Here is a 22756-nt window from a genome sequence, read left to right as displayed (position 1 = left end):
GACCGTAACGCCGGCTCAGTCGTCGGCCGAGGACGGAGTCGTCGCGTCGGCGCCCGCGTCGGGCGCGGGCCCGGCGACCGCCTCGGCGACCTTCTCGATGGGGTGCGGCGGGGCCGCGGCCGCGGCGTCGCGGTCGCCGAGCTGTGACCGGCAGGAGGCCCCGGGGGCGGTCACCGTCTCGCCGTCGCTCTCGTCGACCTGATCGAAGAGGATCCGACCGATCGCCGCCGAGAGGTCGTAGTGTTCGGACTCGTAACCGAACGACCCCGCCATCCCGCAACAGGAGGAGTCGAGCGGGTACACGTCGTAGCCGGCGCGCCGCAGCACGCCGACCGCGTGGTGGTCCTTGTTCGTCGCCTTCTGGTTACAGTGGCCGTGGTAGGTTAGCGACTCCGCGGGCGCGTCGAACGCCAGCCGCTCGTCCACGCGGCCGGCGTCGAGGTACTCCAGGACGCCGCACGCGGCGGCCGACACCGCTCTGACCTCGTCGCCGTCGAGCAGGTCGAGGTACTCGTCCTGGAACATCACCGCGTCCGAGGGCTCGACGAAGACGACCGACTGCCCGTCGCGGACGCGGGGCGCGAGCGCCGCGACGTTGGCCTCGGCGCGCTCGCAGGCCGCGTCGAGGAATCCCGTCGAGAACGCCGCGCGGCCCGAGGGCGCGAGGTTGTCCGGCACCTCGACGCGGACGCCGGCCGCCTCCAGCACCGAAACGGCGGCCTTGCCGGCGGCCGGGTAGCTGTAGTTGGTGTAGGTGTCGGGGAACAGCGCGACCGTGTCGGTCGCGTCGGCGGGGTCGACCGTCGAGCCCCCGCGCGCGTCGAACCACTCCTCGAAGCTCTCGGCGCGGAACGTCGGGAGCTCGCGGTCCGGGGCGATCCCCGCGACCGCGTCCATCACCTTGCGGGCGCCCGGGAGCTTCGTGGCCGCGTTCGAGAGCGGGGCGAGCGCGCTGCCGAGCGCGGAGAGTCGGTCGATGTCGCGGAAGATGCGCTCGCGGAGGCCCGCCCCCTCCCGCTCGTGGTGGTCGTGTTTCACCTCGGCCTTGAGCTTCGCGAGGTCGACCCCCGTGGGGCAGTCGCTCTTACACCCCTTACAGCCGACGCAGAGCCCGAGCACCTCCTCTTGGAACCGGTCGGAGTGGATCTCGTCGTCGTCGAGCTCCCCGCTGATCGCGGCCCGCAGCATGTTCGCCCGGCCGCGGGTCGACTGGACCTCCTCCTCGGAGGCGCGGTAGGTCGGACACATCACGCCGGAGTCGGTCTCTCGGCAGGTGCCGCAGCCGTTACACAGCTCGACGAGGTGCGAGAGCCCGCCCTCGTCGGAGAAGTCCAGTTCGGTCTGCGGCTCGATCGACTCGTAGGCGGGGCCGTACCGGAGGTTCTCGCGCATGTCCGTCTCGGCGGCGGTGTCGGGATAGTCCCGCTCGGCCGCGGTGTCGCCGTCGACGTAGACGACCTTCCCGGGATTCATCCGCCACTCGGGGTCGAACGTCGACTTGAGTTCCTGGAACGCCGCCCACAGCGCTTCGCCGTACATCTTCGGGTTGAACTCCGTGCGCGCGAGCCCGTCGCCGTGTTCGCCCGAGAAGGCGCCGTGGTGTTCCAAGACGAGGTCGGTGACGTCCTCGGAGATGGAGTGCATCTTCTCGACGCCTTCCTCCTCCTTCAGCGAGAGGATGGGCCGGATGTGGAGCGTCCCGCTCCCGGCGTGGGCGAAGTACGCCGCCGAGGTGTCATGATCCGCGAGGACCGACTCGAACTGCCCGACGTACTCCGCGAGCTCTTCGGGCGGGACCGTGGCGTCCTCGATGAACGGGTACGGCTTCGGGTCGCCCCGCATGCTCATCAGGAGCGGGATGGCGGCCTTCCGGAGCTTCCAGAGGTCTTCTTGGGCCTCGGGGGCGTACGCCTCCAGTACGTCGAACGCGTCGCCCTCGGCGACGAAGTGCGCCGTCGTGTCGGCGATCCCGTCCGCGAAGTCGTCGACCAGCTCCGAGTCCCACTCCAGCATGAGCGCCGCGGCCGCGCGCTCCGGGATCGGCTCCGCGTACTGCGCGAACTCCTGTGACCCGGCCGCCAGCGAGAACACCTCGTCGTCCATCAGCTCGACCGCGCTCACGGGGAACTCCAGCGCCTCCGGGACCGCCTTCATCGCGTCGACCAGCGAGTCGAAGGCGTACAGCGCGAGCGCCGTCTCCTCGGGTCGCGTGACGAGCGACACCTCCGCCTCGACGATGGTCCCGAGCGTCCCCTCCGCGCCGACGAACAGCTTCGAGAGGTTGATCACCCGCTCGCCGTCGTCGTTCTCGTAGATCACCTTGTGGAGGTTGTACCCGGAGACGGAGCGCTTGAGGTTCGGGTACTTCTCGTCGATCGCGGCCTCGTTCGCCTCGACGAGCGCGCGGGTCGTCTCGTACAGCGCCGCCTCCCGGTCGTCCCGTTCGACGATCGCCTCGTACTCCGGCGAGTCGAGGACGACCTCGCGGGTCTCGATCAGCGACCCGTCGGCGAGCACGACTGTCAGCTCCTCCGTGTACGCGTCGGTGATCCCGTACCGGACCGAGTGCGCGCCGGTGGAGTTGTTGCCGATGCCGCCGACGACCGTCGCCCGCGCCGAGGAGGCCGGATCCGGCGCGAACTTCAGCCCGTCCTCCGCCAGCCGGTCGTCGAGTCGGTCCTGAACGACCCCGGGCTGGACCACCGCCCTCCGGTCGTCCGGGCGCACCTCGACGATCCCGTCCATGTGCGTCGAGAAGTCGAGGACGACACAGCCCGGACCGACGCTCTGCCCGGCCAGCGAGGAGCCGGCCCCCCGCGGGATGACGGGGACGCCGTGGTCGGCCGCGACCGCCATCGCCGCCCGCACGTCGTCGATCGAGCGGGGGACGACGACGCCGGCGGGCCGGGCCTGATAGACGCTCCCGTCCGTGGCGTACAGCACCTGCGCGTACTCGTCGAACTGGACCTCGCCCGTCACGCGCTCGCGGAGGTCCGCCGCGAGCGCCCGATACGCGGGCACGTCCGGCCGATCGTGGCCGAGCGCGGCCGCCGACGTGTCCGGGGCAGGTGTGTCACCGCCCCTCGTGGGCTCGCTTGCCATGATAACGACCGGGGGAGAACAGAGAATAAAACCTTTGTTCATGATGGTTTTGGCGGGGAGCGGGGTCCGACGTCGGCCCCGTGTCGTCGCTCCGGGGCGCAGTCGCTCTCGTCGCGTGTTGCCTCGCTGCGTCCGTCCGAGGCGTCCCTTCGCTGTGTCTACCCGAGGCGTCCTCCGGCTTGCCGTCGGGATTTATGCCGTCGCCGCGACAGCACGACGCATGGAGATTCTCCACACGTGTCTCAACGTGGCGGACGCCGACCGCGCCGCGGACTGGTACGTCGAGCAGCTCGGGTTCGAACGCGCTTGGGAGTTCACGACCGCCGACGGCGACACGCGCAACGTGTACGTCGCCGGCGACGGCGGCGTCGAGTTCCAGTTGTCTGACACGGACGGCGCGGCGCCGAGCGCGGACGGCGACCGCTACGACCACGTCGCCGTCGGCGTCGACGACGTGGACGCCGCGTTCGAGACGATCGACCACCACGGCGTCGTGAAAGAGCCGGGCGACCAGCCGGAAGCGGGGGCCCGGACCGCCTTCGTGAAGGACCCGGACGGCCACGTCGTCGAGCTGATCGAGCCTCTGTGAGCGGTCGGGCACCGAAGGCGGCGGTGCGTCCGGACCGGACGACGCGCGTACTTCGGCGGTCACCACCCGTCGTCGTCCTCGCCGGGCCACACGTCCACGTCGACGTCGTCGAAGAACGCGGACGGTCCTCGACGACCGCCCAGACCAGCACCGTGATCAGCGCGAGAACGAAGAGGCGGCCGAACCGCCCCGCGTCCTCCGTTCCGAGGGCGTGGCCGAACGGCACCGCGTAGCCCACCCACACCAGCAGCCAGCCCCATCGCCCGTTCGCCTCCGTCCCGTGGCGCGGAGCGCCACGTACTCGAGCCCGGCGACCGTCACGGGGAGTCCCGGGAGCGAGGAGAGCCGAAAGAGCCAGAACGCCGCGACGAACGTCGGCACCGCGACGACGTGGTGAACGAGCGCTCCCCACCTGCCGTCACCCATACCATTAGCGTGGCTCCGAATCGCAAAAAAAGCGGACGCCAGAACAGGGAGTGCGGCGCGCGACTCCTTACAGGATCCCGGCGGCCTCGGCCGTCTCGACGATGTCTTGGGCCATCTTGTTGGTCGCCTCGTCGACCATCTGGCCGTCGACGCTCACGGCGCCTTTGCCCTCCTCCATCGCCTCGGCGTAGGCGTCGACGATGCGCTTGGCGCGCTCTGCGGTCTCCGGATCGGGCGCGAACACGTCGTTGCCGATCTCGATCTGCGATGGGTGGATCGCCCACTTGCCGTCGCAGCCGATCATGTTGGCGCGCTCGGCGGACTGCCGGAACCCGTCGGCGTCCTCGATGTCGGCGTACGGGCCGTCGAGACACGGCAGGCCGGCCGACTTCGCCGCCGAGTTACACTCGGAGAGCGCGTGGTGCCAGTAGTGGCCGGGGTACTCTGGGAACTGGCCGATGTCGAGCCCGGGCGTGCCCATCGCCGCGGAGTAGTCTCCCGGCCCAAAGATGATCGAGGAGAGCCGGTCGGAGGCGTGCGCGATATCGTGGACGTTGTGGATCCCCTCGCCGTCCTCGATCTGGGGCTCGAGGCCGATGGCGCCGACCTCCAGCCCGTTGTTCACCTCGACCTGCCGGAGCAGGTTCTCGACGGTGTGAATGTCGCTGGCGGACTTCACCTTGGGGATGATGATGTCGTCGATGGACTCGCCCGCGGCGCCGACGACGGTGATCACGTCGTCGTACCACCACTCCGTGTCGATCCCGTTCATCCGGAAGCTGAGGACCTTGTCGCTCCAGTCCTCCTCGCGGGCCGCCTCGATGAGGGGCTCGCGGGCGTCCGGCTTGGCGTTGGGGGCCACGGAGTCCTCGAGGTCGAGGAACACCTCGTCGGCGTCGCTGTCGGCGGCTGAGTGCATCATCTTCTCGTCGCTCGCCGGGGTCGCGAGCTGCGTCCGGCGAAGGGTAACGTCCGTCATCTGTGTCGAATCTATCACGCTCGTCCATGAAAATAAAGCTACCTTACGCGGGGTATTTTCGCCGGGTCGAAAACGAGTTAACGGCCGCCGAGCCGCGGCCGCTACGGCTTGACCAGCACCTTGATCGCCTCGCGCTCGTCCATCAGCCGGTACCCCTCGGCGACGCCGTCGAGGTCGACCGTCTCGGTGAAGATCGGCGCGGGGTCGAGCGTTCCCTGTAGCACGTCGGCCATCAGCTCCTCGGCGTATGCGCGGACCGGGGCGACTCCGCCCGCGAGCGTGACGTTCTGTCCGAACATCCCGAACACGTCGAGCCCCTCCTCCTCGACGCCGTAGGGGACGCCGACGTACCCGATCGTGCCGCCGGGACGGACGGCGTCGATCGCGGTGTTCATCGCGCTCGCGGCGCCGACGCACTCCATCACGTGGTTCGGCCCGCCGTAGGTGAGCTCTCGGATCCGCTCGACCGCGGCCTCACCGCGCTCGGAGACGGTCTCGGTAGCGCCGAACTCCTCGGCGAGTTCGAGCCGGTCCTCGTGGTGGCCGACGGCGACGATGCGCTCCGCGCCGAGCCGACGCGCCGCGAGGACGCCGCAGAGCCCGACCGCGCCGTCGCCGATGACGGCCACGGTCGACCCCGCCTCAACGCCCGCGCTGACCGCAGCGTGGTGGCCGGTGCCCATCACGTCGGTGAGCGGGAGCAGCGAGCGGAGCGTGTCCTCGTCGTCGGCGTAGCGGTCGGGCACGCGCACGAGCGTCCCGTCGGCGTGGGTCGACCGGACGTACTCGCCCTGTCCGCCGCCGTTGTCGCCGCCCCAGGAGTCGCCGTTCTCGCAGGAGGTGTGGAGCCCCTTCCGGCAGAACTCGCACTCGCCGCAGGAGATCGCGAACGGCGCGAGCACCCGGTCGCCGGGCTCGACCGAGGTGACGGCCTCTCCGACCGCCTCGACGATCCCCATCGGCTCGTGGCCGACCGGGGAGCCGGGGTCGCGCTCGCTGTCGCCGCGGTAGAACCAGAGGTCGGAGCCGCAGACCGCGGTGTGGGTCACGCGGACGATCGCGTCCGTCGGCGCCTCGATCTCGGGCCGGGGTCGCTCTTCCACGCCGATGTCGCCGGGACCGTTGAAGACGGCTGCTCGCATACAGTTCGCTTCCGGCGCGGGCGGCAAAAATGAGAGGGTGACGGAAGTCGCTCGGGCGCGGACCGACCGACCGATCAGCCAGCGGTGCCGTTCGTCGGCGGCTGGCCGGGCCCCGGCTGCGTCGGGCCCGTGGATCCGCCGTCGCCGGGCGGCGTCCGGTCGTTCGTCACGAGGAAGTCCGCGAGGTTACCGATCAGCGCGTCGTTGTCGGCGCGCCTGGCGTTGTCCGGCGACAGGAAGTCGCTGTCGCCGATCATGACGACCTCGTCGTTGCGGACTAACAGCGGCGCGTCCGTGGGCGCGCGCGTCGTCGAGAGCTCGCTGCCCTCGATCGGGCGCAGCACGTCGGCGCCGCCGGCCGGCGTCCCGACGGGCGTCGCCGACGGGAACACCGCGCGGTCGACGCCCTCGGTCAGCGACGCGTCGCCGGTCGCCTCGGCGTACACGCGCTGGTAGTTCAGGTCGTTCTCTTCCATGTTGTACACGTACCCACCCTCGGTCGTGACGTCGAGCGTCGCGTCGAGAGACGCCGCGCCCGGCTGCGAGTACGCCGCGTCGGGCTCGGTGGCGAGCACGACGTGACCGCCGGACTCGACGAACGACTCGATCGCGTCGAGCTCGTCCGGCTCGTAGTCGGTCCGGAACGTCACGAACGCGTCGGCCTCGGCGAGCCGCTCGCCGAGCTGGGTCGTCTCCTCGGCGCCGGGCCGCGCGGGCCGTCGCTGCTGGTCCGGATCGGGGACGTACACGCCCACCTCGTGACCGTTCTCGATGAGCGCATTCGCGAGCGGCCGGATGTCCCGGTCGGCGACGCCGCCGCCGCCGAGCCCGATGAGGCTGAAGGGGAGCACCGGACGGGCGGTGGCCGGTTCGACGCCGGGGTCGACGAGGACGGTCTGGGAGTCGGCCGAGGCGTCCATCTCGACCGTCGCCTGCCCGGGCGTGTCGTTCGCGATTAGGTCTGGGTTCTGGTAGTGGTCGTTCTGGATCGCCGGTGCGGGCGCGGCGCCGTCGGCGGTCACGTAGCCGGCGACCGCGGCGCCGCCGGTGACCGCCGCGAGGGTCACGACGAACGCGGCCGCGAGGGGGGCGACGCGGGTCACGCGCCGACACCTCCGCTGAGCCGCGCCGTCTCGTTCCCCGGCGTCCCGCGCTCGGTCGAGACCGCGCCGCCGGTCCGCACGTCGGTCTCGGAGAACCGCTCGATCGTGTCGACGTGCGGGACGGCGGGCGTGTACACGTACGTCGAGGGCATCGGCTTCACGTCGGCGTACCCGGGGTCGTTCGCGTGGATCGCGACGATCCCGGTGTCGGTCCGGACGAGGAAGGGGATGCCGAACTCCTGTCCGGTCTCGCGGGTGTCGACCGTGTACTCGCCGAGTTCCTCCTCGGTCGCAGCCGCGTGAATCGCCTCGTTGAGCGAGCCGATCTCATCGGCGAAGCCGTTCTGAACGGCCTCGGTACCGAGGTAGGTGTCGGCCTTCGCGACCTCCTCGCGGGGCATCTCGAACTCGTCGCTACGCTCGGCCATCATCGCGTTGATGAACGTGTCCGCGAGCGTCTGTTGTTCGGCCCACGCCTGCGTCGGGTTGCTTCCGGCCTTGTCGGGGCCGCTCGGCCCGAGCGCGGTCGACGACGCTCGGGGCGCGGGAGCGTTCAGGCCGATGCTGCCGACCGTCGAGGTCGGGAGCACGTAGATCTCGTCCGCGGGCGCCATCGCGTAGTAGCCGCCCGAGGCGCTGATCGACTGGACGCTCGCGATGACGGTCATGTCATCGCTCGTCCGCTGGACCGCCTTGTACATCCGCTCGGAGGCGACGGGCGCGCCGCCGGGCGTGTCCAGCTTGAGGACGACCGCGCCGACGGACTCGTTGGCGCGGATGTCCGCTAGTTCGCTCTCAACGTCGTCGGCGAGGGCCGTGTTGACGGGCCCCTCTATCTCGACGACGGCGACGGTATCACTCGGTTCGTTTGTCGCCGCGTACACGCTCGGAGCGAGCACGGCGCCGACCAGAGCCGCGGCCAGCACGACGACAGCCACCTGCTGTCGCGACGTGAGGGCCGTGGAGGGCTTGTCTGCTGACATCGCCGTCTTATACGATCGGCAACTGTATGATAAAAACAACGACTCCGGGACGACGACGCCGCGAGCGACGGGGGCGAGACGGGTGGGCGAACCCGACGCGAGGCCGGGAAGCGATCGCGCCCGTCGCCTACGGCTCCAAGACGACTCGGAACCGCGCCTCGTTGTCGGCCATCCGGTCGTACGCCGCGGCGACATCGTCGAGCGCGAACGTCTCGATCTCCGGCGCGATGTCGCGCAGGGCGCTGAACTCCAGCGTGTCCTGCGAGTCGCGGGCGTGCCCCGAGCCCCACCCCTCGACGGCGCCCCGCGTCCCGACCAGCTGCTGGGCGTCGACCGACACCGGCTCGCCGGGGATCCCGGCGACGATCACCGAACCGTCGATCCCGAGCCCACCCACGACCGACTCGATGGCGTCGCTCGCGGGGGCAGTCGTGAGGACGACGCTCGCGCCGCCCAGCTCCGAGAGCCGCGCGGCCGGGTCCGACTCCGCGGCGTTCACGAAGTGGTCGGCCCCGAGGTCCCTCGCGAGCGGCTCCTTCTCGGGGGTACGCGAGATCGCGACCGTCTCGTAGCCGGCGGCGTGCGCGTACTGGACCGCGAGGTGACCGAGCCCGCCGACGCCGACAACGGCGACGAGGTCGCCGGCGCGGGCGTCGGAGTTACGCAGGGCGTTGTAGGTGGTGATCCCGGCGCAAAGCAGCGGGGCGGCGTCGACAGCGTCGAGGCCGTCCGGGATCGCCGCCAGCGCCTCGGCGGGGACGGTGGCGTACTCGGCGTAGCCGCCGTCGAACGTGAGCCCGGTGATCTCGGCATTCTCGCACTGAAGGAACTGCCCGCGGCGACACGGCTCGCAGGTGAAACAGTGGCCGCCGTGCCACCCCGCGCCGACGCGCTCGCCCGGCTCCCACGCGTCGACATCGGCGCCGACCGCGTCGACGCGCCCAGCGATCTCGTGGCCGGGGACGCGCGGGTAGTCCACGCCGGGATAGCCGCCCTCGACGACGAACTCGTCGCTGCGGCAGATCCCGCACGCCTCGACGGCGACCCGGACCTCGTCGGGGTCCGGTTCCGGCACGTCGCGCTCCACGAGTTCGAACTCGGCTCCGGGCTCCGGCACGACCGCGGCACGCATGGTGTCCGTCATCGGAACACGCTCCGGTCGAGACGATCAAGAAGCTGACGCCGGCGGCGATACGACCGCTCGGCGGCGGGGGGCGTCAGCCCTCAGATCCCGCCGGCGGCCATCGCGAACAGCGCGGCTGCGATGACCGCGAACAGGCCGCCCACGCCCGCCTTGATCGTCCCGGTGTCCAGCGCGGTCGAGACGTACGGGGCGATCTGCCCGCCGAGCGTCGTCGCCGGGACCGTCCAGACGACCATGTTCCACGGCGTCGTCGCCAGGTCCATCGTGTGGCCGCCGACCAGTCCGCCGCCGAACACGTGGACGACGGACGCCAAGACGGCAGTCGTCGCGACGACGATGTGGTTGGTGCCGATCGCCACGCGGACCGGGACCTGCGTCCGGAGCATCGAGATGATCCCGAGCTCGCCGATCCCGAAGCCGGCGAGCCCCTGGAACACCCCGCCGACGCTGTAGTTGAGGAACCGTTCGAGGTAGCCGCCGCGGGAGTAGGTGTAGTCGTCGCCGTCGCGGTCGACCCGGGTGACGGTGCCGGACTCGTCGGTGTCGACGCCTGCCGGCCCGAGCTTGTTGTCGTCGTCGGGGAGATCCGGTGACGAGCCGCCGTCGGTCGCGACCTCCTCGTCACCCCCGCTCTCGGTGGGGTCGCCGTGGGCCAAGTTGGCCTTGAACAGCAGGTACGAGGCCGCCAGAAGCGCGACCCCCAACAGCGCGTGGAACACCGGTTCGGGGATCACGAACGAGAGGAGCGCCCCGCCGACGACGAACGGGACGCCGCCCAACACGAGCGAGAGCGAGAGCCGGCGGTCGACGAGCCCGTACTGGATGAACGCGAGCGACGAACTCGACAGCCCGAACGACTCGCTGATGAGGCCGATCTTCACCAGCGTCGTCGGCTCCAGCGGGTAGGCGACCAGCGGGAAGGCGAAGATGAGGAACGGCACGAACAGCGCCGACCCGCTGATCCCGACGGTGTTGACGATCGTGGCGCCGGCGGTGAAGACCGCGAACAGCCACCAGTACTCGGTCCAGTAGCCGACGCCGGCGTCGGCGGGCGTCGGCGCGAAGGCGTACACGCCCCCGACGAACGCGAGGGGGGCGAGGAAGACGAAGACGTGCTGATAGCGCAGAAAGGCGCGCTGAACGTCGCTCGACAGTGACGTGCTCATTGAGGCGTGGAACGCGGGTTACGGGGAGACGAATAAATGCGTTTTCACACGTCACGATAGTGATGATCGATCGTCACCGTCGCGGAGCGCGTCGGAGCGGGTACCGCACCTTCGATATCCGACCGGACGAGCGCACGTTTTCGCGGCGTGAAATGAATGGACAGTGACAGAAAAGAAACGGTTAAACGGACCCGTAGATCACCCGCGGATCGAACGATGACACGGGATCTCGGGACCGCGGCGCACGGCGTCTCGGGGAGGGCGACGCGCCCGCCGCGCGCGATAGACGCGATAAGCGGAGAGACGACGACTGCGGACCGGCGGAGCCGGAGGACGGGGCGGTGAGCGACGGAGCGACCCTCCGGATCGTCGACGAGCCCGACGAGGGGTCGAGCGGTGCGGTCCCCGCGCCGGTGCCGCCGGACGACCCCGAGGCGTGGTACGCCCCGGACGTCCGGGCGCAGTACGAGGCCGCCCCCGGCGTGGTGGCGACCGTCCGCGAGCGCGACGGCGGGCGGTTCGGCTACGACGCCCGCGAACCGCCGCTGTCGGTCGGGGACGAGCGCGCGCTCGACCGCGTCCGGGACCGCTTCTCCGCGGTGCGGCACCGTCGCCCGCTCACCCGGGTCGGGGTCGTCGAGCGCGCCGAGGCCGGGTTCGAGCCGAAGTACGCGGAGGCGATCGACCGGTTGGTGGACGCGAGCGCCGCCGCGCGTCGACGGATCGACTACCACGCGCTGCGGGAGTTCCGGCTGCTCGGCGCGCTCACGCCGATCGCCTTGGACGACCGGATCGAGGTGGCCGACGTGGGCGACGACCGCGAGCTTGTCGTCCACACCGAGACGTTCGCGCCGCTGGAGACGGGGATCGACGCCGACGCCGACTACGTCGAACGCGTGGCGGCCGAGCGGCTCGCGCAGTACACCGTCGAGTTCGCCGGGCTCGCGGTCGAGGTGGTCCTCTACCGCGAGCGGCTGCTCGGCTCGGACGCGTTCGAGACGAAGTACGCCGTGCTAGAGCCGGACCTTCTGCCCGGCGACGAGGAGCTCATCGAGGAGTGTAAGTCGCGGATCTGGGAGACGACCGTCAGCGACGTGATCGAGGATCGGGAGTCGTTCGTCGCCGCCCGCGCCCGCCGCTTCCTCTCGCGGCGGCTGACCGCGCGCAACACCCGGGCGTGGCTCGACGCCGCCGCGTACCGGGCGAGGTCGGCGCTCGCGGACCGGGGGCTCGTCGCGCCGCCCGTCGACTCGCGGTTCGCCCGCGACCGGCTCGACGACCTCGCGTACTACGTGCTGCGCGACTTCGTCGGCGAGGGGATCCTCACGGTCCCGATCCGCGACCCGCACCTCGAAGACGTGGAGGCGAACCGGGTCGGAGAGCGCGTGAAGGTCGTCCCGCGCGCGTCCGTCCTCTCCGGCGCGGCGGACGAGACGGGCCGTTCCGCCGCCGCGAGCCGGGGTGACGGCGAGGCCCCGGCGGTCGGCTCTCGGATCCCGACGAACCTCGCGTTCGAGGACGAGACGACGTTCGTCGACGTCGTCACGGGGATCGCCGCCCGCGACGGGACGGAGCTCAACGCCTCGACGCCCTCAGCGAAGGTGAACCTCGAACTCGACGGCGTGCCGCAGACGATCCGGTGTGCGGTGGCGCTCCCGGTCATCTCTGAGGGCGGTCCGCACGTCTCGATCCGGAAGCAGCGCGCAGACGCGCTCACCCCGGTCGACCTGATCGAGCGCGGGACCCTGTCGGTCGACCTCGTGACGCTGCTGTGGCTGCTGTACGAACACCGCGGGGTCGTCCTCTTCGCCGGACCGACGGGGGTCGGCAAGACGACGCTGCTCAACGCTCACGCGCCGTTCATCCCGTTCGACGCCCGACCGGTCTCCGTCGACGAGGGCTCCCGCGAGGTCCGGCTCCCCCACGAGACGGGCGTCTCGCTCACCACGCGCGACCACGAGGACGCCTACAAGTCGGTGGGAATGGCCGAGCTGATGACCGAGGCCAACTACCTCAACCCGGACGTCGAGATCATCGCCGAGATCAACACCCCGGAGAGCTTCGAGACCTTCGCGGAGAGCCTGAACACCGGCCACGGCGTGATCGGGACGACGCACGCGGAGGACGTCGAGGCGCTGGCGAACCGCCTGCGAGAGCGCGACCTGCCCGCGCGCCTGCTGCGCGAGGTCGACCTCGTCGTCTTCCCGCGGCGGGTCGACGGCGAGCGGTACGTCTCGCGGGCGATCGAGCCGCTCTCCGAGGCCGCGTACGACGGCCTCGGCCCGGAGGCGACGCGGAGCCCGACCGGCGACCCGAAGCGCGGCGGTGCGGGCGTCGTCGAGGCGGGCGGGGAGTCCGTCCGGTACAACACGGTCGCGTGGCGCGACGGCGACGGGACGTTCCGGTTCCCCGGCGCGCCGGGCGGCGACGCGGACGGGGCGGCGTCGAGCGCGACCGCGGCGGGCGAAGCTCCGGGCGGCGGTCGGGACAGCGACCCGCTGTTCCGCGCCTTCGACCGGATCGCAAGCCGGACCGACCGTGACCGCGAGGCAGTCGCCGCCGAGTTCGCGTCGAAGCGTCGGTACGTGGAGTTCCTCGTGCGAGACGGCGTCGACGACCCGGACGAACTGTTCGAGTTCCTCGCCGACCTGCGTACCGACGAGGCCGCGACCGTCGAGCGCGCCGCGCGGATGATGGACCGCGACGACGGGGGCGAGAGCCGAGACGAGTCAGCGGCACGGAGGCGGCCGTGAGCCGGCGTCGCGCGACCGAAACGGTCGGCTCCGAGGCGAACAGCGCGAGCGCGGCCGGGACGTGCGCGGGCCAGTCGGACGCGGCGCACGCGCACAGAGCGGACGCGGCGCACGCGGACCGAGCGGACGCGGCGAGTGTAGACGCGACAGGCGAGACGGGCGCGGACGACCCCGTCGCGGCGGGCGGGCGGTTCGCGGTCGTCGGCCGGGTCTGCTACGCGCTGTTCGCGCGCCACGCGAGCGACCGGCGGCACGACGCCGACCGGAAGCGGTACCGCGGCACCGCGCTCGACACCGGGTTCGAGACGTACCTCTCGGGGGCGTACGGGCTCTCGTGGATCGTCGCGGCCGCGGTCGAGGCGCGGTTCGGCGCGGCGTTGCTCGCAGCAGGGTCGACGGCGACGCCGGCCCCGACGCCGGACTCGGTCGGCCCGCTCCGCACGGACCGGGCCGCGCTGCTCGTCGCTACCGGTGTCGCGCTCCTCGCCAAGCGCGCGACGGTCGCGGTGGCCGGACTCCACCTGCGGTGGGTGGTCGCGACGCGGCGGACGGACATCGAGCGCACCCTCCCGGGGGCGGTGCGCTACCTCGAACTGCTCTCCTCGGGGAGCGACGAGCCGCGGGCCATGCTCCGGAAGGCGGCCGACGGCGACGCGTACGGCGGCACCGCGACCTCGTTCCGGAAGGCGCTCAACGCCGCCCGGCTCGCGGGGAGCCTCGACGAGGGGCTCCGGCGCGTGGCGCGGGACACCCCGTCGCGGGAGCTGCTCGCGCCGTTCCTCCTCAAGTTCCGGAAACACGCTGCCACCGGCGACGAGGCGCTCTCCGAGTTCCTCGCGACCGAGCGCCGGATGCTCTCGCACCGGCAGGACCGCGCCCGGAAGCGAGCCCGGCGGTTCCTCGAACTGCTCACGGAGCTGTTCGTCGCCGTGTTGGTGTTGCCGGCGCTTCTCGTCATCGGCGCGACCGCGCTGTCGGTCGTGATCCCCGAGCTGCTCCCGCCGGTCTCGACGCCGGTCGGCGTGGTCCCGACCCGGGCGGTCGTCCTCTACGGCGCGGTCGCGTTCCTCGTCGCGTTCGGCCTCGCGGCGGCGGTCGCGGTGGGCACGCTCCGCCCGCCGAGCCAGCGGGCGAGCTACGAGGCGCCGGCGAGCCCACGGGCGGTCCTCGCGACCGCCGGGCGCAACCCCGCGAGCACGGCCGTCGTCGCCGCGGGGCCGGCGGTCGCCCTCGCGCTCTGGCTCGCGGTCGCGGGCTACACGCTGGTCAACGTCGCCCTCGTCGGCTACGCCGCCTTCGCGGTGCCCGTCGGGCTCGTCGCGGCGCGCCGCACGCGGATCGACGACGCGAAGGACCGCGAACTCGCCGACTTCGTCCACGCCGTCTCGGGCCACGTCGCGCAGGGGCGCCCCCTCGAGGCCGCGGTGGCGGCGGTCGCGCGCGACGCCGACCTCGGCGTCCTCGACGACGACGTGGCCGACCTCGCGTTCGCGCTGCGGTCGACGACCGCGCCCGCAGACTCGGCCCGTTCGGAGCCCGGAGCCGGCTCACCGGAGGAGCCGACCGCGGTCGACCTCCGCGGGGCCGCCATCGAGCGGTTCGTCGACCGCGTCGACACGCCGCTCGCCGCGCGGACGCTCGGGCTCGTCACGGGGGCGTTGAACGCCGGCAGCGACGCCGACGCCGTCTTCGAGACGCTCCGCATCGAGGTCGGGCGGCTGTACAGCGAGCAGCGCGCGCTCCGCTCGTCGATGCAGCCGTACATCGCCGTCGGCTGGGCCGCGGCGGTCCTCGTCGCCGGCGTCGTCGCGGTCGTCAACACGCAGGTCGTCGACGCCGCGCGGCTCGCGGAGTTCGCGGCCGCGTCCGAGGCCGTGACGGAGCCGGAGGGGGTATACCCCGAGTTGGAGCGGTTCCGACTGTACGTCGTCACGCAGGCGACCGTGCTGGCGTCCGGGTGGTTCGCCGGGACCGCCGCGCGAGGGCGGTACGCCGCGCTGCTCCACTCGGGCGCGCTGGTGGCGTGCTGTTACGTGGTGTTCACCGTGGGTGGGTTGGTGTGAGGCCGGAGCGATACCGGTGTGGACGCCGCGCCGACACGAGGCTTTTCAGCCGTGCCCGCGTAGGACCGCTCCCATGGACGAGAAGACCGCCGAACTCCGCGACCTGTTCGTCGACGCCACCGGCTCGGAGACGGTCACCGAACGCCAGGAGGCGGAGCGGGGGACCCTCGTCAATCGCGACGACGCCAGCGAGGGGGTCCGCGACCTCGTCGCCGCGATGCGGGAGCGGTACGGCTTCTCGACGCCGCTCGACGACGCCGCCTACGCGCTGGTCGCCCGCGGCCGGTTCGCAGACGAGAGCGACGCGGCGGTCGCGGCGGCGATCCGCGACGAACTCGGCGATCGCGAGGACGGCGACGCCGAGGTCGATCCGGACGATATCGACGCCGAGACCGTCCGGAAGGCGCGTCTCGACCTCCACCTCGTCCGCGAGTCGGACCGTAAGGTCGGGACCGACGACGGCGCCGACCCGCCGTTCGCGTACGCCGACCTGAAGCGGCTCACCGCCGCCGGGAACTCGATCGTCGAGTGCGCCGAGGAACTGGACGCCGCGCCGGACACGGTCGCCCGGTACGCCGCCGTCGCGCGCACCGACATCGCCTCCACGCGGGCGAACGACCGCTTCCGCGACGCGTTCCGCGACCTCCTTACCGACGCCGATATCGAGGGATCGCTCGCGAGCGACGCCCGCGAGGACGGCCTCCGCGAGGCGACCGAAGACATCGAGACGGACGTATCCTTATAAATAGTCGACGACTGAGCGGCGGCGAACACCTCCAAAGCCCCAGCCGCTCGCTTATAAATGGATGCTGACGGATCCGTAACGAACACCTCCAAAGCCCCAGCCGCGAGGGCTCGCGCGGCTCGCTGCGGTCCTCAGTCAGTCGCTGACGCTCCTTCCTTGCGGTCCTTGCGTCGCCGTGCTTCGTCCTCGCGGCTGCCCCTTTGAGTCCCGCCCCGCACAGCACCGCAGCCTCACACCTCCCCAGCCTCGTCGCTGGCACCCTTCGCTTCGCTCCGGGGCCAGCGACTCCCTCGCGCGTGCTCCTCGCGCCCGGTGGGCGCTCGGAGGCACGCGCCGTCGTTCATTTATAAGCGAAGCCGCGGCCAGCGGCTCGCGTGACCCTCGTCCCGTTCAGCGACTTGGCCCGCGCGGCGTACTGTCCCCGCCAACTCTACTACGTTCGGCGCGACGACGAGCGGAGCGTCCCCCCGAAGGCGCGCGAGCGCATCGGACTGGCGTTTCGGTACGACGAACTCGTCGACGCGCCCGATCGGGCGCTCCGGCAGCTTCCGCTTCACCGATCGCCCGCGGCCTACCGCCGGAATCTGGACCGCCTGCGCGAGCGCGAGGAGTACGGCTCCCTCGTCGACCCCGCGAGCGAGCGCGGGTTCCTCTCGGGCAAGGACTGCCACGGCACCGTTCACAAGGTGCTGGAACCGAGCGGAGAGGCGGAGGACCCGGACGAGACGGAACAGTCTCCCCCGCCGATTCCGACGCTGGTCTCGTCGGGCGAGCCGCCGGAGAACGGCGTGTGGGAGCCGCAGGCGGTCCGTGCGGTCGGGATCGCGAAGGCGCTGGCGTGGGAGCGAGAGCGCGAGCTACCGCGCGCGCTGGTCGAGTACCCGGCCGTCGGGGTCGTCCGCGAGGTCCGGCTCACGCTCCGGAAGAAGGCGGCGTACCGCGAGGCGCTCCGCGCGGCGCGGTCGATCGACGGGCCCCCGCCGCGCGTCGACGACGGCCGCTGTTCGACCTGCGACTACGCCGCCGAGTGCGGCACGCGGCGGCGGTCGCTCCGGTCGCTGCTGGGCTGAGGCGGCGCGGGCGGTGGTCACCGAGCGCCGCAAACGATCCTCACGGCGAAAACGACGTGCCGCACTCGGTACAGGTGAACCGGAACCGGCCCTCGTCGGTGAGTTCGGTGTCGTGGACCCGTTCTTCGCCGCAGTCACGGCACTCGACGATCGACTCGACCTGGTCCCAGTCGTGGCGCGCGCCCGGCGCGCCGATCGCCCACGCGATCACCTCCTCGTCGGCGTCCTCGGGGACGAATCCGGACTGGAACTCGCCGGGCGCGAAGCGGATCGCCTCGTCGGGGCCGACCTCGACGCGCTCGCGCTCGCGCCCGACCTCGAACGTGGCGGTGCCCGAGCGCACGTAGAATATCTCCTCCTGGTCGCCGTGAGTGTGGAGGCCGCCGGAAAAGGCGTCGCCGGGCGCGAGCTCGAAGTAGTTCATCGCGACGTGGTCGGCGCCGAGCGCGCGCGAGACCGGCTTTCGGATGTCGTGAACGCCCATCGGGTTCGTGACGACGTCGACGTCGTCGATCGCGGCTCGCTCCATGGGCGTCGCTCTCGGGGGCGGGTCGTAATCCTGTCGCCGGCCGCGTGTGAAACCGCCGGCGTGTGACGCTCTCGCTGACCCGCGCCGAGGATCCCTCGGCGATCCCCCGGGTCGCGGCGAGGATCGCTCGGCCAAACCTGACGCGACCCGGCAGTTTATACGTGTGTACATTGTTCGCACGGGTACGAATGACGCGAGACACTCGCGATCGTTCGGAGGATAGAGGAAGTCGCCTCGCGGCGGCTGGCCGCGAAATTCTCCGACGATAACGACTCCGGGGCACGACCGCCCCGCGGCGGCACCGACCCCGAGACCACCGCAGAGCCGACGGACTCCCTTTTGACCCGAACACCACTCACCGACCTCGACGAGGTACAGCTACTCGACACCACCCTGCGCGACGGCGAACAGATGCCGGGCGTCTCGATGACCCCCGGCGAGAAGGTCGACGTGGCCCGCGAGCTCGACGCCGCGGGCGTCCACCTGATCGAGGCCGGCTCGGCGTGTACCTCGGCGGGCGAGCGCGAGGCGATCAGCCGCGTCGCCGACGAGGGAGTCGACGCGACCGTGACGAGCTTCGCCCGCGGGGTACGGGCCGACGTGGACCACGCGCTCGACTGCGGCGTCGACGGGGTGAACCTCGTCGTCCCCGCCTCCGACAAGCACGTCGAGACGAAGGTGGGGTCGACCCGCGACGAGGTCGTCGAGACGACCGTCGAACTCGTCGAGTACGCGACGGATCACGGTCTGTGGGTCGAGGTCCTCGGCGAGGACGGCTCGCGCGCCGACCTCGACTACCTCGAACGCCTGCTCGGCGCCGGGCTCGACGCCGGCGCGGACCGGATCTGCTACTGCGACACGGTCGGCGCGGCCGACCCCGAACGGACCGCCCGCGTCGTCTCGCGGCTCGCCGACCTCGGCCCGACGAGCCTCCACACCCACGACGACCTCGGGTTCGGACTGACGAACGTCCACGCGGGGCTGAAGGCCGGCGCCGACACCGTCCACGGCACCGTCCTCGGGGTCGGCGAGCGCGCCGGCAACGTCGCGCTCGAGGAGGTCGCCATCGCGCTCGGGGAGTCGTACGACGTCGACACGGTCGAGCTATCTCGGCTCTATCGGCTCTGCCGGGCCGTTTCAGAGGCGACCGGCGTCGCGCTCCCCCCGAACAAGGCCGTCTGCGGCGCGAACGCCTTCGCCCACGAGTCGGGGATCCACACGGACGGCACGTTGAAGGACGGGACGATGTACGAGCCGTACCCGCCCGAGACCGTCGGCCGGGAGCGCCGGCTCGTCCTCGGGAAGCACGCCGGGCGCGCGGGGGTGAAGGCGGCGCTCGCCGAGCACGACGTGGCGGTCGACGACGGCGAGCTGCGCGAGGTCGTCGCCCGCGTCAAGGAGCTCGGCGAGCGCGGCAAGCGGGTCACCGACGCCGACCTGCTCGCGATCGCCGACGACGTGCGCGGGCGCGAACGCGAGCGCCACGTGGAGCTCGTCGACCTCTCGGCGACCTCCGGCGGGAACCTCCCGACCGCCTCGGTGCGGCTCCGAGTCGGCGAGGACGAGCGCGTCGCCTCCGGCACCGGCGCGGGTCCCGTCGACGCCGGCCTCGAAGCGGTCCGCGCGGCGCTCGCGGGCGACGACGGCGGGCGCGGCGGGGACGCGGGCGCCGAGGCGGACGTCGCCTTCGAGCTCGACTCCTACCACGTCGACGCGATCACGGGCGGCACCGACGCGGTCGTCACGGTCGAGGTCGACCTCTCACGGGGCGACCGCTCCGTGAGCGTCTCGGCGTCGGACGCGGACATCACCCGCGCGAGCGTCGTCGGGATGGTCGACGGGCTCGACCGGCTGCTCGCGGCGGAGGCGGACGCGGCGGGCGCCGACCCGAGCGCCGTCGCCGACGACTGAGCGCGCCGGCGTCTGACGAGGCTTTTATTCGAGGGCGGTCGATCGTCGGGTGTGAGCGTCGTCGTCGCGATCAAACCCTCGGCCCGCAAGCGGAACGCGAAGGTGGGACGGCTCGTCTTCGAGGACGGTCCCAGCCACACCTTCGAGAGCCGCGCGGCCGCCGAGCGCTGGGCGGACGACCTGTCGGCCGGCGACGGACACGTCTGGGTCGCGAGCGCGCACCCCCGCGACGACGGCGACGCCGACTGTTACCTCGTCTCGCGGGCGACGAACGCGAAACTGGAGGCCGCCTACGACAAGCGCCGCCGCCGGCTCAGGGGCGACGCGGGGTCGGAGCAGGAGTCGCTCGGCGGCGAGCCGTAAGAGCGGGTTTGGAGGCGACCGCGGCGGCTACGACGATTTTTCGCTCGGCGTGGGGTCCGATTCGGCGCCCGATTGCGGGTCGGGGTCGGCGTCCGGACCGGACCCGCGCGCGTCCATCATGTCCGCGGCGCGGGTCGCCCAACCCGAGTAGCGGAAGCCGGCGACGACGACGAGCGCCATCCACGCGTAGGCCGCGGACACGCCGACGTACGCGCCCGTGGGGCCGAGCCCGACGGTGCGTCCGAGCAGCCACGAGAGCCCGAGGAAGAGCCCGAACATCGCCGAGACGCGCGCGACGAGCGGGATCCGGGTCTCGCTCGCGCCCTGGAGCGACCCGGAGAGCGCGGAGAAGCAGGCGAGGGCCGCGCCGGCGAGCCCGTACACCCGCGCGAAGTCGACCGCGGACGCGACCGTCGCCGCGTCGTCGGTGAAGATCGGCACGATCCGCGGCGCGCCGATCACGAGCCCGAGCCCGATCGTTCCGACCGTGAGCACGCCGAGCCCGGCGACGGCCCAGCCGTCGAACCGCGCGCCCGCCGGGTCGCCCTCGCCGAGCGCCTGGCCGACGAGGACCGACGCCGCGACGTTGTAGCCGCGCGAGAGCGGGCCGGTCACCTGCTGGTAGACCCGGCGACCGATCTGGAAGCCGGCGTTGACCGACTCGCCGAAGCCGAGGAGGAGCGCGTTGAACGGGAACTCGGCGATCTCCGAGCCGAACCCCTCCAGCACGCGCGGGGCGCTCACCACGAGGAGCTGCTTCGCGATGGTGAGGTCGCGCGGCCACGCGAAGTCGGCGTCGGTCCACGACCCCCAGATGGCGAAACAGAGCAGTCCGGCGGTGAGTACGTTCGCGGTCGCGGTCGCGAGACCGACGCCGAACACCTCCAGCCGCGGGAAGCCGAACAGGCCGAGACCGAGGACGACGGAACCGGCGATGTTGACGGAGTTGGCGGCGATGTTGACGTACATCGGCGTGCGGGTGTCGCCGGTGCCCTGGAGCGCGCGGGCGCCGACGAGGGCGACGTGGCGCGCGGGGGCGGTCGCGAACACGATCGCGAGGTACGTCGACCCGAGGTCGACGACCGCGGGCGAGGTCCCCTCGCCGACCAGACGGCCGAACACGTCGATCGCGAGCTCGCCGAAGAGGACCCCGAAGAGGACGAACGGAATCCCGGCGAGCGCGCCGAGTACGATCGCCTGCGTCACCGCCTCGTCGCGGTTCTCAGCGGCGCCCGCGCCGGTGTCCTGCGAGGAGAGCGCGATGGCGCCGCCGCCGAGGCCGAGCCCGATCCGCAGCGGGAACCGGGCGTACAGGTCGGCGAGGCCGATCGCGACGACGGCGGCCGGGGAGAACAGCGCGGTGACCAGGATGTCGGTCGTCCGCATCGCGGTGCGGAACGTCTGCTCGGCCATCACGGGCCACGCGAGCGAGAACACGCGCTTCCAGACGCGCCGCAGCCGCGGGAGGTCCATGCGTCGGTCCCGACGAGCGCCCGCGGTTTCTACGTATCGGAGCCGGCCGAGTCGGCCGGTGCGTGCGGGAGCGTCACCGTGAACCGCGCTCCCCCGAGCGACGACTCGCCGGTGTCGAGGGACCCGTCGTACGCCTCCGCGAGCGTCGCGACCAGCCGCAGGCCGCTGACGCCGCCGTCGCTCGCCCCGCCGACCGCCTCGTCGGTCAGGAACGACCCGTCCCGTACCTCCGGGGGAAGCCCCGGACCGTCGTCCTCGACGACCAGCGCGACCCCGTCGTCGCCCCCGAGGCGCGCCGCCTCGTCGCCGTCGGCGCGGACGGCGACGCGGACGGTGACGCCCGGACCGCCGTGTTCGACCGCGTTCTCGACGAGGTTATGGACGATCGACCGCACGCCGTCGTTGGCGGCGACGGGGGCCGCGTCCGGGAGGTCGGTCTCGATCGCCGCCGATTCCCCGTCGGCGACCCCCGCCAGCACGTCTCGGGTCGTGTCCGCGAGATCGACGCGGCTGGAGTCCGCGTCGCCGAGGATCGCGTCCGCGACCGCGCTCGTCGCCTCGATGCGTTCGAGCCCCTCGCTCGCCTTCGCCGCAACGGTCTCGGCGTGACCGGAGCCGTCGGGGTCGTCGAGCAGGTCGGCGTAGCCGCGGATCGTCGAGAGGTCGTTTCGGAGGTCGTGCCGCAGGAGGTGGTTGACGAAGGAGACGGCGCGGACCGCGTCCCGCGCCCGGCGCGCCTCCGCCGACTGCCGGACCGCGTAGTACCCCGCGATCGCGCCGCCGAGGCTCCCGACGCCGGCGGCGACGAGCATCGGGAAGGCCGGCTCGACGAGCGGACGGCCCTCGAAGGCGCGCACGGCGAGCGTCGCGGCGAAGGCGGCGACGGCGAGGACGGTTCCGGTGGCGGTCCACCGCGCGACGCGCTGCTCCTCGGCGGGCGAGAGGTCCCGGCGAGCGATCCGGCGGCCGGCGACGAGGACCGCGACCGCGATCCCGCCGTCGAGCGCGAACGCCAGCAGCGGCCCGGCGGAGCTCCCGATGGCGCCGATCTCGGCGCCGTGGTGGACCGCGGCGGCGACGAGGAGGCCGGCTCCGATCAGGGAGACGGCGCGGTGGCCGCGCAGCGTAGACATTACGAATCCGACCGCGGAAGCGAGTAAAACGGTTGTGGATTCGTCGGGAGGCCGGCCGCAGCGCGGCGAGAGAGACGCCGCG

The 22756-nt window shown here is 72.1% G+C and carries 18 protein-coding genes; 7 read left to right on the top strand and 11 right to left on the bottom strand.

Going from position 1 to position 22756, the window contains the following annotated elements; genetic code table 11:
- Window positions 1–15 precede the first annotated feature (15 nt).
- On the bottom strand, window positions 16–3102 hold the full coding sequence (locus EXE51_RS02865; RefSeq protein WP_137691994.1) for an FAD-binding and (Fe-S)-binding domain-containing protein: 3087 nt from the start codon (window positions 3100–3102) through the stop codon (window positions 16–18).
- Between the two features lie 220 nt (window positions 3103–3322).
- On the opposite strand from EXE51_RS02865, the gene EXE51_RS02860 reads away from it, so the two are divergent.
- Entirely contained in the window at window positions 3323–3691 is a 369-nt protein-coding gene (locus EXE51_RS02860) for a VOC family protein (RefSeq protein ID WP_049931864.1), read from the top strand.
- A gap of 156 nt (window positions 3692–3847) precedes the next feature.
- On the opposite strand, the gene EXE51_RS02855 is transcribed toward EXE51_RS02860, so the two are convergent.
- The 7 genes from EXE51_RS02855 to EXE51_RS02825 all read right to left on the bottom strand — a co-directional run bounded on the left by EXE51_RS02855 (window position 3848) and on the right by EXE51_RS02825 (window position 10634).
- Complete coding sequence (locus EXE51_RS02855; protein WP_137691993.1) at window positions 3848–4117, bottom strand: hypothetical protein; 270 nt, start codon at window positions 4115–4117, stop codon at window positions 3848–3850.
- 67 nt (window positions 4118–4184) lie between these two features.
- Window positions 4185–5096, bottom strand: coding sequence for a CoA ester lyase (locus tag EXE51_RS02850; RefSeq protein ID WP_049931863.1), 912 nt, complete (start codon window positions 5094–5096; stop codon window positions 4185–4187).
- Window positions 5097–5197: 101 nt separating this feature from the next.
- Window positions 5198–6238 carry a zinc-dependent alcohol dehydrogenase family protein gene (locus EXE51_RS02845; protein ID WP_049931862.1) on the bottom strand — a complete coding sequence of 347 codons (1041 nt, stop codon included), beginning with the start codon at window positions 6236–6238 and terminating at the stop codon, window positions 5198–5200.
- A 74-nt stretch (window positions 6239–6312) separates the two neighbouring features.
- Window positions 6313–7341, bottom strand: coding sequence for a DUF4350 domain-containing protein (locus tag EXE51_RS02840; protein WP_137691992.1), 1029 nt, complete (start codon window positions 7339–7341; stop codon window positions 6313–6315).
- A complete protein-coding gene (locus tag EXE51_RS02835; RefSeq protein ID WP_086220735.1) occupies window positions 7338–8324 on the bottom strand; it encodes a S49 family peptidase in 987 nt (328 codons plus the stop codon). Before EXE51_RS02835 ends, EXE51_RS02840 begins: the two co-directional genes overlap by 4 nt.
- Before the next feature lie 127 nt (window positions 8325–8451).
- The gene (locus EXE51_RS02830; protein WP_094592919.1) at window positions 8452–9456 is read right to left on the bottom strand and encodes an alcohol dehydrogenase; all 1005 of its coding nucleotides are present in this window, start codon (window positions 9454–9456) and stop codon (window positions 8452–8454) included.
- 92 nt (window positions 9457–9548) lie between these two features.
- Window positions 9549–10634, bottom strand: a complete 1086-nt coding sequence (locus EXE51_RS02825) for a sulfite exporter TauE/SafE family protein (protein WP_049931858.1) — start codon at window positions 10632–10634, stop codon at window positions 9549–9551.
- A 341-nt stretch (window positions 10635–10975) separates the two neighbouring features.
- Here EXE51_RS02825 and EXE51_RS02820 point away from each other — a divergent pair, with 341 nt between their 5' ends.
- The 4 genes from EXE51_RS02820 (at window position 10976) to EXE51_RS02805 (ending at window position 17265) form a co-directional block, all read left to right on the top strand.
- Entirely contained in the window at window positions 10976–13387 is a 2412-nt protein-coding gene (locus EXE51_RS02820; protein WP_137691991.1) for a type II/IV secretion system ATPase subunit, read from the top strand.
- Window positions 13384–15450, top strand: a complete 2067-nt coding sequence (locus tag EXE51_RS02815) for a type II secretion system F family protein (protein WP_241990579.1) — start codon at window positions 13384–13386, stop codon at window positions 15448–15450. The genes EXE51_RS02820 and EXE51_RS02815 overlap by 4 nt, the downstream gene beginning before the upstream one ends.
- 73 nt (window positions 15451–15523) lie before the next feature.
- Window positions 15524–16195 (top strand): hypothetical protein, encoded by a 672-nt coding sequence (locus tag EXE51_RS02810; protein ID WP_049931854.1) that lies wholly within the window; start codon window positions 15524–15526, stop codon window positions 16193–16195.
- A gap of 374 nt (window positions 16196–16569) precedes the next feature.
- On the top strand, window positions 16570–17265 hold the full coding sequence (locus EXE51_RS02805) for a hypothetical protein (RefSeq protein WP_137691990.1): 696 nt from the start codon (window positions 16570–16572) through the stop codon (window positions 17263–17265).
- Window positions 17266–17305: 40 nt separating this feature from the next.
- On the opposite strand, the gene EXE51_RS02800 is transcribed toward EXE51_RS02805, so the two are convergent.
- Window positions 17306–17794: a cupin domain-containing protein gene (locus tag EXE51_RS02800; RefSeq protein WP_094579805.1), complete on the bottom strand. Its 489-nt coding sequence runs from the start codon at window positions 17792–17794 to the stop codon at window positions 17306–17308.
- A gap of 339 nt (window positions 17795–18133) precedes the next feature.
- On the opposite strand from EXE51_RS02800, the gene EXE51_RS02795 reads away from it, so the two are divergent.
- The gene (locus tag EXE51_RS02795) at window positions 18134–19705 is read left to right on the top strand and encodes an alpha-isopropylmalate synthase regulatory domain-containing protein (RefSeq protein ID WP_176450653.1); all 1572 of its coding nucleotides are present in this window, start codon (window positions 18134–18136) and stop codon (window positions 19703–19705) included.
- Window positions 19706–19756: 51 nt separating this feature from the next.
- The gene (locus tag EXE51_RS02790; RefSeq protein WP_049931849.1) at window positions 19757–20068 is read left to right on the top strand and encodes a hypothetical protein; all 312 of its coding nucleotides are present in this window, start codon (window positions 19757–19759) and stop codon (window positions 20066–20068) included.
- A 27-nt stretch (window positions 20069–20095) separates the two neighbouring features.
- Here the strand turns inward: EXE51_RS02790 and EXE51_RS02785 are convergent, their stop codons facing one another.
- Both EXE51_RS02785 and EXE51_RS02780 read right to left on the bottom strand, forming a co-directional pair.
- Window positions 20096–21541 (bottom strand): MATE family efflux transporter, encoded by a 1446-nt coding sequence (locus EXE51_RS02785; protein ID WP_049931848.1) that lies wholly within the window; start codon window positions 21539–21541, stop codon window positions 20096–20098.
- 29 nt (window positions 21542–21570) lie between these two features.
- A complete protein-coding gene (locus tag EXE51_RS02780) occupies window positions 21571–22674 on the bottom strand; it encodes an ATP-binding protein (protein WP_049931847.1) in 1104 nt (367 codons plus the stop codon).
- Between the last annotated feature and the right edge of the window lie 82 nt (window positions 22675–22756).

This window comes from Halorubrum sp. CGM5_25_10-8B (assembly GCF_005435095.1).
Classification (GTDB): Archaea; Halobacteriota; Halobacteria; order Halobacteriales; family Haloferacaceae; genus Halorubrum; species Halorubrum ezzemoulense.
This window is presented reverse-complemented; position numbering and strand designations above follow the sequence as displayed.

Excerpts from the sequence above, each read along its gene's own strand:
- EXE51_RS02865 (WP_137691994.1), bottom strand. The coding sequence starts at position 3,102 with ATGGCAAGCGAGCCCACGAGGGGCGGTGACACACCTGCCCCGGACACG.
- EXE51_RS02780 (WP_049931847.1), bottom strand. The coding sequence starts at position 22,674 with ATGTCTACGCTGCGCGGCCACCGCGCCGTCTCCCTGATCGGAGCCGGC.
- EXE51_RS02860 (WP_049931864.1), top strand. The coding sequence starts at position 3,323 with ATGGAGATTCTCCACACGTGTCTCAACGTGGCGGACGCCGACCGCGCC.
- EXE51_RS02850 (WP_049931863.1), bottom strand. The coding sequence starts at position 5,096 with ATGACGGACGTTACCCTTCGCCGGACGCAGCTCGCGACCCCGGCGAGC.
- EXE51_RS02845 (WP_049931862.1), bottom strand. The coding sequence starts at position 6,238 with ATGCGAGCAGCCGTCTTCAACGGTCCCGGCGACATCGGCGTGGAAGAG.
- EXE51_RS02785 (WP_049931848.1), bottom strand. The coding sequence starts at position 21,541 with ATGGACCTCCCGCGGCTGCGGCGCGTCTGGAAGCGCGTGTTCTCGCTC.
- EXE51_RS02800 (WP_094579805.1), bottom strand. The coding sequence starts at position 17,794 with ATGGAGCGAGCCGCGATCGACGACGTCGACGTCGTCACGAACCCGATG.
- EXE51_RS02810 (WP_049931854.1), top strand. The coding sequence starts at position 15,524 with ATGGACGAGAAGACCGCCGAACTCCGCGACCTGTTCGTCGACGCCACC.
- EXE51_RS02825 (WP_049931858.1), bottom strand. The coding sequence starts at position 10,634 with ATGAGCACGTCACTGTCGAGCGACGTTCAGCGCGCCTTTCTGCGCTAT.
- EXE51_RS02835 (WP_086220735.1), bottom strand. The coding sequence starts at position 8,324 with ATGTCAGCAGACAAGCCCTCCACGGCCCTCACGTCGCGACAGCAGGTG.
- EXE51_RS02855 (WP_137691993.1), bottom strand. The coding sequence starts at position 4,117 with ATGGGTGACGGCAGGTGGGGAGCGCTCGTTCACCACGTCGTCGCGGTG.
- EXE51_RS02830 (WP_094592919.1), bottom strand. The coding sequence starts at position 9,456 with ATGCGTGCCGCGGTCGTGCCGGAGCCCGGAGCCGAGTTCGAACTCGTG.